Below are 15,648 nucleotides of genomic sequence, written 5' to 3'. Positions count from 1 at the left end.
AACTAGTATTTTATATTTGATGTTCATCATTCTTGCCGTTGATTAAAGTTTATTTAATAACACCGTAATATTGTCAATTTCTCCAGTTCTTTTAAAAACCTGATTACTCAATTCTTCATCTAATTGCAATCCATTTAAAGACACTGTTGCAGTATTTAAAAACTGCACATCGATACTGTTTTTAGTTGCTAATTTGTAAATAATCGGAATTTGACAATAGGTAAAGCAAAGTGATTTTTTTTCAAGTTCAATCTGTTTTACTTCTTTGTTTATTGCAGTATATGTAAAGGTGCTTGGTTTCTTTAAAAACTCTTCTTTCCTCAATAATTCTGGACTAAATTGAAGTCTACCGTTTTTTACAAACACACCAAGTTCTCCAAATCTACTTAAAATATCTTCTTTAACCTGCCCTGTCATACCTGGTTGTTGTGCTCCTTTTCCTCCTGGTGTATGTGAATAGGCATCGGTTGGAAAAGCCCCATATAATTCTGGAGATTTATGTACACCAATTCCTTCGTTTATTTCATAATAGTGTTCTAACAGTCTACCTACAATCTCTTTGTTTTGATTTTCTTCGATTGCTTTTAAACAACACTCTTGAACTGCTAATAACAATTTTGAAACCATATGCCAATAAATTGACCCCAAACCTTCGTACCCATAAAAAGTACCCGATCTTCCTGTAAATGCTTTGTGATTAAAAATGTCCTCAAATATTTCTAACAAAAGTTCAGAATCTTTTTTAACAAGAGTTTCATATTGCTTTGATGGTAATCTTGACAAAGCCCCTTTTAAACTGTCTGCATTATTAAATGTTCCGTTAAAATGATAATTCCCTATTACATCCTTTTCTATAATTTGTGTATTACCATCTTTTAATAGTTGTTGCAATAATTCAGATGAAACTACTTTTTTTGTTGGTATGTTATTTTTTTCTTTAAATCTTGCAAGTTCTTTATTTGGATATAAGATATAACTATATTGATCTGATCGGAATAAAGCACTGCTTTTTAATGCATCTAATAACTCTAATGCTTCTGTTGAAGATAAATAACCAGAACTTAAGACAGAAACTTGTCCTTCTAACATTTCTGACAAGTAGGAAATAGTAATTTCTGACTCGTTTTTAACAGTCATTAAATTATACGCGTGATATAATTTATCACTACGCTTATTTGCTTCTATAGTATGATCTAAGAATTTTTTGGTATCTCTACAAAACTCTAAAAATTCCTCTTTAGTAATTGACTTTTTAGTTTTTGAAAATCCATTTGAATAAATAGAAGTTCTATAATCACTACCAGCGCTTCCAAGACTATCCAATATTATTCTTCTACCAGTATCAGAAATTTTTCCAGAAAGCAAATCTAGATTATTATTAAAAGTAGCATGTGTTTTATAGAAAAAGACTCCTAATTCTGATGAAATCTCAATTTCTTTATCTGAAGTTTTCTTTACAATATTTTCAAAGAAATTTAAAAAACGTCTTAGATAATAAAGTGTTACCATAGATACACCATTACCCACTAATGCATTATTTGCATCGTTCCATTCGGGTCTTTGCGTATTCATCCAAATTCCACCTTCAGGAATAAAGTTTGATACTTTTGCCAAAACGGTAACCAGCAATTTCTCAAAAATATTTGCCTTGTAAATTGAGCTATTTTGATCTCTTAGCAAAGCACCATCCGCTCCAAACTTTTCTCTACGCTTCTCTATTTCTTTATGTAATTCCTCATCAAAAACAATAGTGTTTTTTGAATTGATTAAAATATCGTTGTAAGATTTTATTTTATATGGAACATTGGCATAAACAAAAATATTTTGATTAAAATAACCTGTTAATTTATTCGGATAATGACGCTCAACAAACTCTAGAAACTTTAGTAAATAAATAATTTGATGATCTCCCCAATAACCAATATATGACCATGGATCTTCAGGATCGTCGATTTCCCAATCGAACCCGTCTTTTGTAACGCGGTATGGATTATAACCTTCAAACGTAGTTGCGTTTAAAAATTTATGAATCATACTATCGATAAACTCAGGGTATGAGTGAGCGAGTGCTTCCCAATTCTGAAATATATCTCTCCAATTCCCTTCGTAATCTAATATTTTTGAGCCGTCAATTTCACTTGTAGTATTGATTGAGAATTTATTCCATGGTCTGCTTGGATCTCCATGTCTCCTACTAAATTTTAAAGGCATATACTCAAAAGAAAGCCTCTTAAAATCTGTATCTTCACTATTTTCTGCCAATTCTTTTAAATAATTAAGCGAAAATAATTCAGGAAGGTTCGTTAAGAATTCTGCTTTGTTTTTACCTATTTGTTTGTTGGCTTTTTCAATGTACTTTATAAAATCGGCTTTTTCAATTTGATAATTATTATCAAAAATCCCACCTCTCATAATATTAAAAAGAGTATTTGAAAAATGTCGAGTATTCTGTAATTTATCCTCGGTTAGTTGCAGACCATCTGAAGCAGAATTTAACGCAACCAAACTTTTTGAACCTAACTCAATGTCTTTTTGCACCAATGCAAAAAGATTCTTATCGGATTTTATTTTTTCTGAAATTTCATTTATGGTTACTATGGATTGATTGACATTAGCCACAATCATCCACGTTTTTTTAGTTTCTGAATCAAGGTTTAGATCTGTAACAATAAAGTAGGCACCTTTTTCTGCACGTATATCAGTTTCTTGATTTATGGACTTTCCTTTTTTAAAATTATCAACTTGTAAAGAGGATACTAAATAAGTGGATTTTTCTAATCCTATAGACCATGCTATCGATGCTTTTAAGGCTTCACTTGGCTCAGCCTTATCAACAATAATTGCACTTAATGCATAAATACCAATACCGACTTCAGGATCTAATTCGTTTTTTTTATAGGCATCTACTAAATTACTTGTTGAATTTTGCATTTCTGTCGACACTCCATAGGGTAATATATTTTGAATTCCATCTAATACAGAAACTTCAATTTTGAGTTTGGTATTGTTGGTGATGGTCGATTTTTTTACAAATCCAAAAGCATCACTAGAACTCCATTGATATCTAAATGTCAACCCTAAATTTTCATTTATTTCTTCAAAGATTACTTTATTTCCTAAGCTGTTTTTATAAAGATTTCGAGTTGTATCGTAAATTCCTTTATAATTATCAGAAAATGGTTCCCATATATAAGTTTTACCATTTACATGAACTTGAAATATGGTTTTACTACCGGTAACTTCCGAAGATTCTGTTATCTTATCATCTGTATAATATGGAAAAAGTGAAAATTCACTGTTTTTTCTTCCTGCTGACAATGCTCCATTGCTAGAAATAAACATCCAATGATTTGAATCACTTACAATGCTCATAAAAAATGGTCGCATTGCATCGCTGTTAGAAATCTTATAATAACTCTCATTGTCAAAATGAATTTGTTTTCCTCTGACTTCTTTTTCTTGTAAGGATAGTTCCTTACTCCCTATATATATTGGATTTGTAATCATATGATATGTTTAAGCTACCTCTTTGTCTTTGTTGAGGATTTTTAAATGTATTCTACATAAACCCTTTCTTATCAGATTATTATTTTATCTAAATGATTGGACTCTTGTTTTAGAAAAATAGGGGTAAGAAAATTTAATTTAACTATGGGAAATAAATTCTAATTTGCTACCCCTATCTATGTATTTATTGTATTATTAATCAACTTTCTGCTATTTGTTACAGAAGCAGTACTTGTTTTTGAAATATAAATTCACAAAGCCAAACCTGAGGCATCAATTTGTATTCCTGTAGTTTTGGTCCTATAAAAATAATATTTTTTCAAAAAAATTACTATTAATTCTAGGAGGTTGATTATTTTTTTAAAAGACCGGGTACTTTTTAGACATCTCGACCTTTTTTCTATGAAAAACTAATATTATTGATATACGCGTACATAATCAATTTCATAAGTGTCTTCTGTAAAATTTGAATCAATCTCTCCGCCTAATGTTCCACCCATAGCAATATTTAAGACGATAAAGAAATCTGCATTAAAAGGTAAATTATCGCTGTTAGTTAATGTTACCACATGCTCGTTATCAACCAAAACTATAATTTCATCTTCAGACCATTCTAAGGTATACAAATGAAATTCGCTAGAAGCATTTTCAATTTCTTTATTGTCTGAATGACTTGCAGTACTACTAGAGCTTTCGTCTAACCAATGGAATGCTCCTATAGTAGAATTTTTATCTGCTCCTGTTTGCTCCATAATATCAATTTCTCCACATGCAGGCCAACTAACATCTGTGATATTAGAACCTAATATCCAAAAAGCAGGCCATGTACCTTGACCTGAAGGTAGCTTTGCTCTAGCTTCTATACGCCCGTAGGTGAATTCTTGAAGCCCTTGAGATTTCAATCTTGTTGATGTATAACCTCCATTGCCATCTGCTTTCGCAGTAATTGTAAGAATACCGTCTGCTACACTAACATTCTCTGCATTGTTAGTGTACGTTTGCTCTTCATTATTTCCCCAACCATTGGTGCCTGTACCGATATCGTAAATCCAGTTCTCAGTATTTGGTGCACCGTCAATATCAAATTCGTCTGACCAAACTAGATCATTAAATGCTGATTCAAAAACAGTTTCTCCTTCAGTTGGTTTTGTTGAAGTAAATGTTTGATACCATGCATTGCTACCTCCAACTTCAATAATTCTAACTATTAATTTATCATCAGTTATTGAAATAATATCATACGTACTACTTCCTACAAACCATCCTAAAGTTCCGCCATCGGCAATTGTAATTTCTGTTCCTCTATAATCCACTTCATTATAACTTCCTTCTGTTCCTGCCTTAGAAGATGATGGTGCAAAATAAACGTTTTTAACTCCAAACATATCCGTTACATCTGTTTCGTCATAACAAGTATCACCATCAACACCTAATGTTGGAGCGTACGTACCTGGTATCCAAGATGGTCCTACTGTTTGTTCAAATGTTACACTTTCTTCTGTTCTAGTAAAAACAAACTCTGCACTATACATACAATACTTTTCTTCATCCCAAGCTCCGATTGTACCCCACCAAGCAGGGTATGAAAATTCTCCATTACCATAATCATCTTCAACGGGTCCTAGTCCAACATGTCCTGCTTCATTTGCTGCCCAATACCATGTTTTAGTCTCTCCAACAGTACTTCCAGATAAAAAGTCAGCTGCATCCGAATCTTCAAATGAACAAAAAACGGTTACAATTATTGATGTTGTTGATGTTACACCACCAGTACCTACAGCAGATAAAATAACAGTATACGTATTTGTACCAGTTGTAGTATATCTTTTTGTTATTTCGCCAGATGGTGCTACTTCGACAGCAGTACCGTCACCGTAATTAATTTTATAACTCAATGCATTATCTGCACTAAAGTTAAAATTAACAAATCCTGATCCATCTCCAAATTCGAAGTTAAGATCACTCGTGTCTTGACCAACAATTTCTGCGGTTACTTGTATATTAGAAGGTGAAATAATATCACCAAACTCGTGCGTTTCTTCATCACAACTAGATAATAACAATGCTGCTGCAATAAAAAATGTTTGAAATAAATATTTATAAATTTTCATTGTATTCATTTTTAGTTTTCAAAGGTTAAATGTCTTGACGTATTAATTTATAAGCCCATGTACCAGTACCATCTTCAATATAAAGCGTCATTGTATTGTCGTCATCAGAAAGTGTACATATATACGATATAGAAGAAGTTACATCAACATCAGGTAAAGAACCATTGTTATTTACTTTTGGCAGCCCTAAATAAGCCCCCAATCCTGTTAAAGTAATAATATCTTCGTTGTAAGTATAAGTAGCCGCATTAGAGCCGTCATGTGGTGCTACCGGAGTTCCACAACCAAATAAACCACTACTATGTTGCCAATCTTCAAGCCAAGTTTCATTACCTAGAATATTACTAAAAGAACCATCTGCACCAAAAACATATGTGTCATCATAATAACAGGCTCTACCTTCAACTCCAGCAGCATCAATAGACCACCATACCTCGCTAGGGTTAGCAGTTGAATATATCATCATTGAGCCAGCTTCTGAAGCCATTTTCCACGTTCCTTCCAATTCAGAAGACCCTGTTGATGTTTCTGCTCTATAGAAATAAATATTGTCTACAAATACGGATCCTTCTGCCCAAGGAGTACCCTCTAATTTTAGCTGAAATAATTCTTGTAATGTCAATCCTTGGTCTATATAATCTGACAATGGGATCTCAAAACTATTCCATTCATTTGCAACCAATGATTTTGTCACTGGAGCTTCAATAGTCTCAGAATTAATAGTTTCAATTAATGAAATTTCTATCTCAGAAACATTCGTTGTCCATACGTCAATATGCATATATTCCATCATAGATATGTCTACTGATTCAGCCAATTCAATTCCTTGATAACTTAAGTTAATATACTGCAACATATTATCACCTTCTAAATCGAATGCTGCATAGCCACTTCCTTGACCAGATTGCCCCCAATCTGGGTTAAAATTTGTGCCATCTAAGTCTGTATAAGCATCACTAAAAATAGAAATATAATCTGCAGTTTGTCTTACAGGAGGTCCTGATGCCGATACTAATGGTTGTGAAATTTCTGTCACTTCAAATTCTACGGTATATTCAGTAGTTTCAATAGCTCCTCCTTTGGCAACAACTCTTATACTATAAGTTCCTGCTTCTTGATAAGTAAATGATGCTATCTCACCAATATTAGCCTCAACAGGTTCGTCATCTAGATTCTCTCCAAAATAGACATCAAAGGTCATTGCATTATCTGCAGTCGCAGTTACATCAACCTTTTTAGAAATTGTCGCATCATTTTCTATGGTCACCTCTAGATTTTCTGGTGCTTGAAATGATACGTTGATTTCTTGTGTGGTTTCAGCCTCTAATCCTGTGATTCCGATAGCTACGATTCTTACCGTATAGGTTCCTTCTGTATAAATATGCACGACACTATTACCTGCAAGTACTTTTTCTGGCTCTGGAGTATCATCCCCAAAATAAAAATCGTAATAAGCTATGCCTACTCCATTTGGAGTAATTGTTACAGTACCAGTATTGTCTTGTGATATATCAAACAATGCCGAAATATCAGATGGTGCTACAACTGTTTCAATAAAACCAGTATCACCCATTTGATCGTCCACACAACTCAATACAGTTACTAGGATGAAAAGTGTACTAAAAAAATATTTTAATGTTTTCATAATTTAACTTTTTAGTATCCAGGGTTTTGAGTTAAACCTGAAATGTTAATTTCATCTTGAGGAATAGGAAATAGTTCGTGTTTACCGATTACGAAATTGTCTATTTTACTAGAGGCTTGACCTGTTCTAACCAAATCGAAAAAACGATCACCCTCCATTGCTAACTCTAATCGTCTTTCATTCCAAACAGCATCTACTGTTGCCGTAACTCTATGGCTATCATCTCCAAATGCTCTATCACGAACCATGTCTAAATACAATTGTGCTTTTGCAACATCTACGGATGATGATCTTAAATTAGCTTCTGCTGCTAACAACAATACTTCTGAATATCGAATAATACGATGATTGTTTTCGTAATTTAATTCAATCTGCCCAGCTGTTTGACCTTTTCTTGGTAAATACTTTTTATTGTATAGTCCAGTCTTGTCATGAGGGGCTGCTTGATATGTTATATCCAAACTAGGATTCGCTGCTACATAAGCTTCAATATCGAAACAAGTAGCGTCTTTTCTTTGATCTCCTTCTTGATATGCATCGGCTAAATCTTGAGTAGGTAAATTACAAGACCAACCAGAATTATAAGGCATATCATCAGTACCATTAATACTTCTAACACCACATTGCTGTACTGCATAGTTTCCTTGTCCACGTGTATGACCTGCCCAATTGTAATAAGCTTGATCTTTTGAATATTGTACTTCTAAGATTGATTCTGATCCGTTTTCTCCTTCTAGTAAAAAAATATCATCAAAATTAGACACTAAAGTAAATGGTCCATTTACAACGTTATCAAGTACATTTGCTGCCTCACTAAACTTCTCTTGATATACATATACTTTTCCTAATAAGGCTTGAGCAGTGTATTTTGTAATTCTACCGTCTTGAGCTTGAGATGTTGGAAGTGCACTTATGGCAGCATTTAAATCTACTTCTATTTGTGCATAAACATCTGCTTTAGGGGATCTTTGTAAGGTTCCAAAATCGGTAAGACTTAACTTTCTATCTGTAAACAAAACTACATCTCCATACAGTCTTACTAAATTAAAATAGTAATAGGCTCTTAAGAAGTATAATTCACCATACATGGCTTCTTTACCGTCCCAACTTATCGTATTTCCTAGTAAGTTCGCATCTTTATAACTTACAAGATAATTTACTCTATTAACACCTTCATAAGCAGACAAGTACAAATCTTGAAGTGTAGTGTTGTTAGAAGTTAAACGTGATAAATCGTTTATGTTTTGAAGTGCAACAACATCAGCTGCGTTTTCACCTCCTGCTACAGCATTGTCTGAAGCAATATCTCCAATAACCACTAATTGGTTGAGCCATTGCATAGGTGTATAGCAGCTAACTGCCATTGTTTCATAATCTGATTGGCTTTGTAAATAATCTGCTTCGGTAACTTCAAACTCATCATGTGGATCAAAATCTACAAAATCAGAGCAACTAACAAAGATTGAAAGTATAATGATTAATCCAAGACTTTTATTTATATATTTCATACTATTGTTTTTTGAATGTTAAAATTTAAGGTCTAAACCAATTAAGAATGTTCTTGCTTGTGGATATGCTCCTCTATCAATTCCTGATTCTAAAACACCTCCTCCAAGTTCAGGATCATAGCCCGAATATTCAGTGAAAGTAAATAAGTTTTTGGCTTGACCATATAAGCGTATTTTATTAAAAATGTTATTAGGTATTTCTGGAAAAGTGTAGCCTACTAATAAACTTTTGATTTTTATAAAAGATCCATCTTCTACATATCTATCAGACGCTCTAATATTACTATTGGCATCATCAAAAGTGTATCGCGGTGAATTAGCATTATTAGTAGTGCCTTCACCAGTCCATCTGCTTAAAACACTTCTATCTTTATTTGTATATTGGGCATTACGCTCATATGCTCTATACATGTCGTTTCCAACAGATGCGTATGTAAACATACTTAAGTCGAAATTTTTATATTCAAAACCAAGATTCCATCCTATAGTGAAATCAGGAAAAGGATCTCCTATTTTAGTTTTATCTAATTCTGTAATTACACCATCTCCATTTACATCTACAAAACGAATATCACCTGATTGCGCACCGCTTTGTGTTGCATGTTCTTCAACTTCAGCTTGATTTTGAAATAATCCATCGGTTACATAACCATAAAAATACCCTGGAGAAAATCCTTTTTCAAAACGTGTTACATTTTGATCTAAACCATTATAATAATTTCCTCCCTCTACAAACGCAGTACCATCACTATTTGTTTCGGTCACTAAGTTGTCAGATGAGGTAAATGTTACACTCGTACTAAATTTAAAATCATTGGTTCTATTTGTATGATAGCCAATGGTTAAATCCAAGCCTTTACTTTCTGTACTCCCAATATTTGATTGCACTGGCTCTGATGTTCCAGCATAAAGAGGTGTAGCCTCTGTAAACAATAGTCCATCTACAGATTTGTTAAAATAATCGGCAGTTATCGTTAGATTATTAAACAATGTGGCATCAAAACCAATATTATATTGTGTTTGCTCTTCCCATTGTAAGCTAGAGTTGCTGAACGAGTTTACTGTGGCACCAGAAAGAAATGTTGAACCAAAAGTATACCCATTGCTATTTGCTGTTGAACCCCAACTTGGTCCTCCTGTTACTATGCTTACGTACTGTGGATCTACAGCTTCATTACCTACTGTACCATAACTACCTCTAATCTTTAAGAAATTTATGGTTTCTGACTTGAAAAAATCCTCATATGAAGCTACCCAACCCAATGAACCTGCATAAAAGTTTGCAAATTTATTATCGGAACCAAAAGCCATAGACCCATCTCTACGAGCTGAAAATGAACCTAAATATTTCCCCTCATAATCATAATTTACTCTACTAAAATAAGAAATATTTCTACGTTCTAATTCTTGATAAGTTGAACCAGTATAAGCATTTAAATTATATATAGTATTGATACCTGTAGCGGCACTAATATCTGCCCATGACCAAGAATTATCTCTAACATCTTGTCTTGTAGCAGAGGTCCCATGTCCTGTTGACTTACTGTTGGAGATACCTAATACGATATCAAAATTATGTTTTTCATCAATATTAAATGCATAATTAGCATATGTTTCAAAAGTGTATTGGAAATTTGAAACTGTCCATTCAGTTACACTATTATTATATGAAGGTATGGATGCTACTATATTACCATCTTCATCAGTTATATCTTGCATTTTCACACTACCGTCTGAATTGTAACTACTTGACACATTGTTAGGACCATAATATGCTAATGGGGAAAAACTTTTATTAACTTGATCCCATTTGGTATAACCAAAACGAGAAGTTATCTTTAAGTTGTCTAAAATATCATATTGTAATTCAAGCTTTCCATATAATTTATCGCCGTTGCTTTCATCATAGGTGTTATCTAATTGCTGTACTGGATTAATATTTTCAGACAATATTAAATTACTATATCCATATGAAGCAAAATCATTTGGATCTGTATTATAAACAGATACTGTTGGGTCAAAATTTACCGCATTACCAATAACAGAATTAAACGAGTTTGTCGCAATCGATTTGCTTTTAATATTAACATAACTTGTGTTAATGATAAACTTTAATTTATCTATAATTTGAATATCTAAATTTGCAGTGAAATTAACTCTATCAAAATTTGATTTGTCATACCCCCCTACAATACCTCCTTGACTTAAATAGCCTGATGATAAAAAATAACCTATGTTTTCTGATCCTCCTCTTGCAGATAAGGAGTGTGAAGTTATCAATGCGTCTTCAAATATTTCGTCTTGCCAATCTGTCCCTTCACCTATAGCCGAAATGTTTGAAAAAATTAAATCACCACCAGAAGCAACACTCCCTTCATTAAGCATTGACCCATATTCACTGGCATTTAAGACACCGATTTTATTCAAAATAGACTGAACTCCCGTATAAGTACTAAAGTTAAATTCGGTTTTTTGGTTTTTCCTACCTCCTTTGGTTGTTACTACAATAACTCCATTTCCTCCTTTAACACCATAAATAGCGGTAGTAGCAGCATCTTTTAAAACACTCATTGATTGAATGTCGGATGGATTAATCGCATTTAAATCATCCAAAGTTTGTGGTACACCATCTATTATAACTACAGGTGCTGTACCCGAAAAAGAAGGAATACCTCGAATTAATACTGTTGGCGTACTACCTGGCGAACCATTTTGGATAACCGTAACTCCAGAAGCACTCCCTTGCAGGGCTTCCTCAACTCTTACAGGTTTTAGTCTCTCGATAGATTCTGATTTTACTACAGAAATTGCCCCAGAAACTTTAGTTACTTTTTGTGTACCATACCCAATAATTACAACTTCTTCTAAAACTGAAGAATCCTCAATAAGGATTATATTCATTAATTGATCATTTGTTACGGTTATCAATTGCGTTTGAAAACCGATAAATGAAACTTCTAAAACTGAATTTAAAGGAACATTTGTTAAATGAAAATTCCCGTCAAAATCAGTTATTACACCTGTAATTGTGTTTTTAATAACAACACTAGTTCCGGGTAGGGGTGTATTTGTTCCCTGCTCCGTTACAATACCACTGACACTTATATTTTGCCCAAAAGATATTATTGTTGTTAGAAAAAATCCAAAAAATAAAATTCTTGAAATCATATTGATATAAAATTAAATTGGTTAAAGTGTAAATTTATGCTTGAATAAATCGTTAACAAAATATTAAGGCATTACAAAAAGCATACGTGTGTTTTACAATAGGACAACAATAGACAAAATCCCTTTAATCATAAGGGGTAGGTAGGTGTGAATATTTTTAAGTTACTGAAATATCACTTTTATTAAAATGTTAATGTAGTGGTGTCGTATTGCTTTATTTTTATTATATATTGAATATATAGTCCGTTAAATTAGCAATTTGAGGTAATTCTAGTTTTTTACGCAAACGATATCGTTTTACTTCAACACTTTTTGGAGAGATATTTAAAAGTTGTGCTATTTCTTTTGAGGATAAATTCAATTTTAAAAAGGCACACAGTTTCAAATCATTTGGAGTAAGTGTAGGATGGATAATTTTAATATTATTGAAGAAGTCTTTTTCGACATTTGTAAACGACTTTTTAAATAATTTCCAATCATCTGTACTATTTAAGTTTTTGTCTATTATTTTAATAATTTCCTTCAAATTAGAAACACTCTTTGTGGTTATTAGTTCTTTTTTGATAGTGTTTAGAAATTCGTTCTTTTTTATTAAGTTCATGGTTGAGATTCCAAGTTCTCTATTTTTACTATCAATATCTCTTCTTAAATGTTCATTTCTGATTTTCATCAGTTCTTTTTCTTTATTTAGATTTTCTATTTTTAATTTTCTTTCAGACCTCATTAATTCTCTCTGGTGTTTGACAGTGTAATATCTCTTATAAATTCTATGTATTAAAAAACAAATAATCAGAAAAAACAAGGTATAAAACAACATCATTAGATTAGAAAAATACCAAGGCTTACTAATGCTGAAAGAATATTTTTCTATATTATTGGTTTCAGTATTTCCGATTCTTGCTTTAATGCTAAAAACATAATCTCCTGATGGAAGATTTTCGAATGAAACATTTGATTTACTGAACCACGAACTCCATTCATCAGATATTTTCGTTAGTTGATATTGATATTCAACCTCTGTATATTTATCAAATTCAGGAACACTAAAAGAAAAATTTAAACTATTTTCATCTGATTTAAACTCTGGAGTATCATTTAAGGACACACTTTCTATAGGAGCATTTCTAAGTGCTTTATTGATGGCATTAATTCGTATTGTATACTCTTCTGTTTTAAATTTATTTAAATCTAATTTGACATACCCATTCGAAACACCTACTAAAAAAATGTCATCTTCAAAATAGGTTAAATTTTCAAAACCAGTTACCACAAGGTTTCTTCTAAATGAATTTGAGATAGGAATTTCTATCTTTCTAGGTTGTTTGTTAAACTTCCCTTTTGATAAACAAATTATATTTCTGTCAGAAAACCCCCAAATACTTTCAGAAACCGGGTCTGAAACTAGTGTTCCAATAATTTCATTTCCTTTATTATAAAAAGTCCTTGTCAATAATTCATTCCTAATAAAGTTCTTGTTTTCGGGGTTGTAATTATACACCGCTCCTTTATTTTCATTAGATGTATAAATAATGGCATCATTATATTTAACCAAACTAGAACCGAGTCCATAAGCCATAATGTTTTTTTGCACGACTATGCTCTGAAATTCGTCATCAATATTTAAAATAAAGGTTCCATTGTATTCGTGATTTACAATTATTTGATTATCAGTAATAAATTCAAAGGACTTGCTAGAAATATCAAAGCCATCAAGGTTGTTTCTAAATTCCCATTTATTATTTGAATATTCTAAAATGCTCAACCCACCATAATTCCCCTGCAACAGTAAATTTTCATTAGAGTCTATTTCTTTGACATCCCAAGTCCCAGCAAAATCAGAAACATGCACAGCTTTATTTTCATCAATAATATACGTTCCATTATTGTGCCCACAAAACAAGGTGTTTTTAAGTTCTTTTAAACACCATACCTGCCCATTCGTATTCTTTATTAGTTTAAAATCGTCTATTGAATTTAAAGGTTTATAAAACAAGCCTTGATTTGTACCTAGATAAAAATATCCCTTATATATTTTAACAACATATACATCGCCTAACAATCCTTTCGAATCATTATATACACTAAAAGGTGAATTTAAATTTATGAGACTTATGCCATTATCTAGCCCTAACCATATGTTGTTTTCGCTGTCTTCAAAAATTGATAGTACGGTATTATTTTGTAAACCTTTTTCTTTATTTATTTTTCTTAGGAGATTTCCATTACTGTCTAAATGAATAATTCCGTTCGAAGTTGTTCCTAACATAAAACTACCGTCTTTCAGTTTTATGCTACAATAAATATATTTTGCTTCTAATTCATTGCTTGCAGTAATATCCCACTTACGTAACTCATTTTTGTCATAAAAAAAGAACTCTCCTTTTTCTGTGATAAAAAGTGTTTTCTTACCAATTGAAAAAGCGCCGATTAACACATTGTTCTTTAGAATTGCATCATCCGTAACTAATATCGATTTTCCATTTTCAATTTTAAATATCCCATCATTTATTTTCTGAAAATAGATGCTGTTTTCCACTTGAAATATTACAGCTCTATTTGATTTAGCTGAAATAACATTAAAGGTTTCGTCCTTTAGATTGTACAAATAAATGCGATCTAAAGATTGAAATAAAATCCAATTATCTAATTCTAATATATTCCAAAAATGCTCGTCTTTTATTAAGGGTACGGTAAGTTTGTCGATTAAAGAAATATACTTCAAATTTCCAAACGGGTCTCTTTTCCAGTAACCAAACTCCATATAGCAACCTGTATAGACTAAATCTTCAATTACTTTTACAGATCTTATTATTGTTCCATTGGGTGAATGATGCAACTTCCAAATAGCTCCATTAAACTCTAATAATCCAGAGTTATTAGCTACATAAATATTTTTGTTTGAATCTTGAGATATCATCCAGTTTTGATTCCCAGCATCGTATATTTCTGGAGAAATATTTTCTATAGGTGGTAATTCCTGTGCAACTAACAGCACAGGAAATAGCAGGAGTAACAGGAACCTTATAATACAATTATATCTCAATGGTTAGGAATGAATGTTAAACCACTAATGTAGTATAAAATATTGTAAACAGATGAATTTTATTGGGGCTATATCAGGGCAAATTCACACTTATATATTTAGTGCTTTTAAAAGATAATCTTGACTCCACCCCCAGCTTTAAGTCACTTGCCAGCAACACCTTGTTTTTCGGTTTTTTCATTTTTCAATAGATTTAGTGCTATCTTAAGTAAAATTGAATAATTTTGAGCTTTGTTGTTTTATATCAGTATAATACAGTGGTCATAGTGGGTATCCACGTCAAATAACTAAATACCTTACAGATAAACCATATTTTTTTAGAGAACAAGGGAGCACAAGAAAGCACTTACCAAGTCATAAAGCTTGGGGGGCTTTTACTAATAAGGAATATGCGGAAGCATTGGGGATGGATCCAATTGAAAATGAATATGCAGAGTACTATTAACCTCGCATCTATATATCGTTAGTTTTACGCAGCATATTTTATGTTGTGATGTTTAAAATATTTGACTACCCTTTTGCTGTCATTTTGAAGTGTTTTCATGTGATTTTCTAAATTTTCCTTCATCTTTTTTTGTGTCTTAGGAGCTGGTTTATCAGAGAGTCCATATTTTAAATCGGAGTTAAGATATTCATCTGGGTTTCGTTCAGGTGAGTATGATGGTA

Annotated in this window: 6 protein-coding genes and 1 pseudogene; all 7 read right to left on the bottom strand. The window is 32.2% G+C overall.

What is annotated here, in order from left to right; genetic code table 11:
• Nucleotides 1-42: 42 nt before the first annotated feature.
• Nucleotides 43-3,507, bottom strand: coding sequence for a hypothetical protein (locus tag V5787_RS06635; protein WP_336892475.1), 3,465 nt, complete (start codon nt 3,505-3,507; stop codon nt 43-45).
• Nucleotides 3,508-3,923: 416 nt separating this feature from the next.
• Complete coding sequence (locus tag V5787_RS06630) at nt 3,924-5,618, bottom strand: glycoside hydrolase family 16 protein (RefSeq protein ID WP_336892474.1); 1,695 nt, start codon at nt 5,616-5,618, stop codon at nt 3,924-3,926.
• 25 nt (nt 5,619-5,643) lie between these two features.
• Nucleotides 5,644-7,263, bottom strand: a complete 1,620-nt coding sequence (locus tag V5787_RS06625) for a PKD domain-containing protein (protein WP_336892473.1) — start codon at nt 7,261-7,263, stop codon at nt 5,644-5,646.
• Nucleotides 7,264-7,274: 11 nt separating this feature from the next.
• Complete coding sequence (locus V5787_RS06620) at nt 7,275-8,771, bottom strand: RagB/SusD family nutrient uptake outer membrane protein (protein ID WP_336892472.1); 1,497 nt, start codon at nt 8,769-8,771, stop codon at nt 7,275-7,277.
• Nucleotides 8,772-8,789: 18 nt separating this feature from the next.
• Nucleotides 8,790-11,939 (bottom strand): TonB-dependent receptor, encoded by a 3,150-nt coding sequence (locus V5787_RS06615; protein WP_336892471.1) that lies wholly within the window; start codon nt 11,937-11,939, stop codon nt 8,790-8,792.
• 223 nt (nt 11,940-12,162) lie between these two features.
• Nucleotides 12,163-14,934: a triple tyrosine motif-containing protein gene (locus V5787_RS06610; protein ID WP_336892470.1), complete on the bottom strand. Its 2,772-nt coding sequence runs from the start codon at nt 14,932-14,934 to the stop codon at nt 12,163-12,165.
• Between the two features lie 517 nt (nt 14,935-15,451).
• A pseudogene (locus V5787_RS06605) lies at nt 15,452-15,648 on the bottom strand (IS630 family transposase); the annotation flags it as partial.

Origin of the sequence: Flavicella sp. (assembly GCF_037132785.1) — a bacterium.
GTDB lineage: Bacteria > Bacteroidota > Bacteroidia > Flavobacteriales > Flavobacteriaceae > Flavicella.
This window is presented reverse-complemented; position numbering and strand designations above follow the sequence as displayed.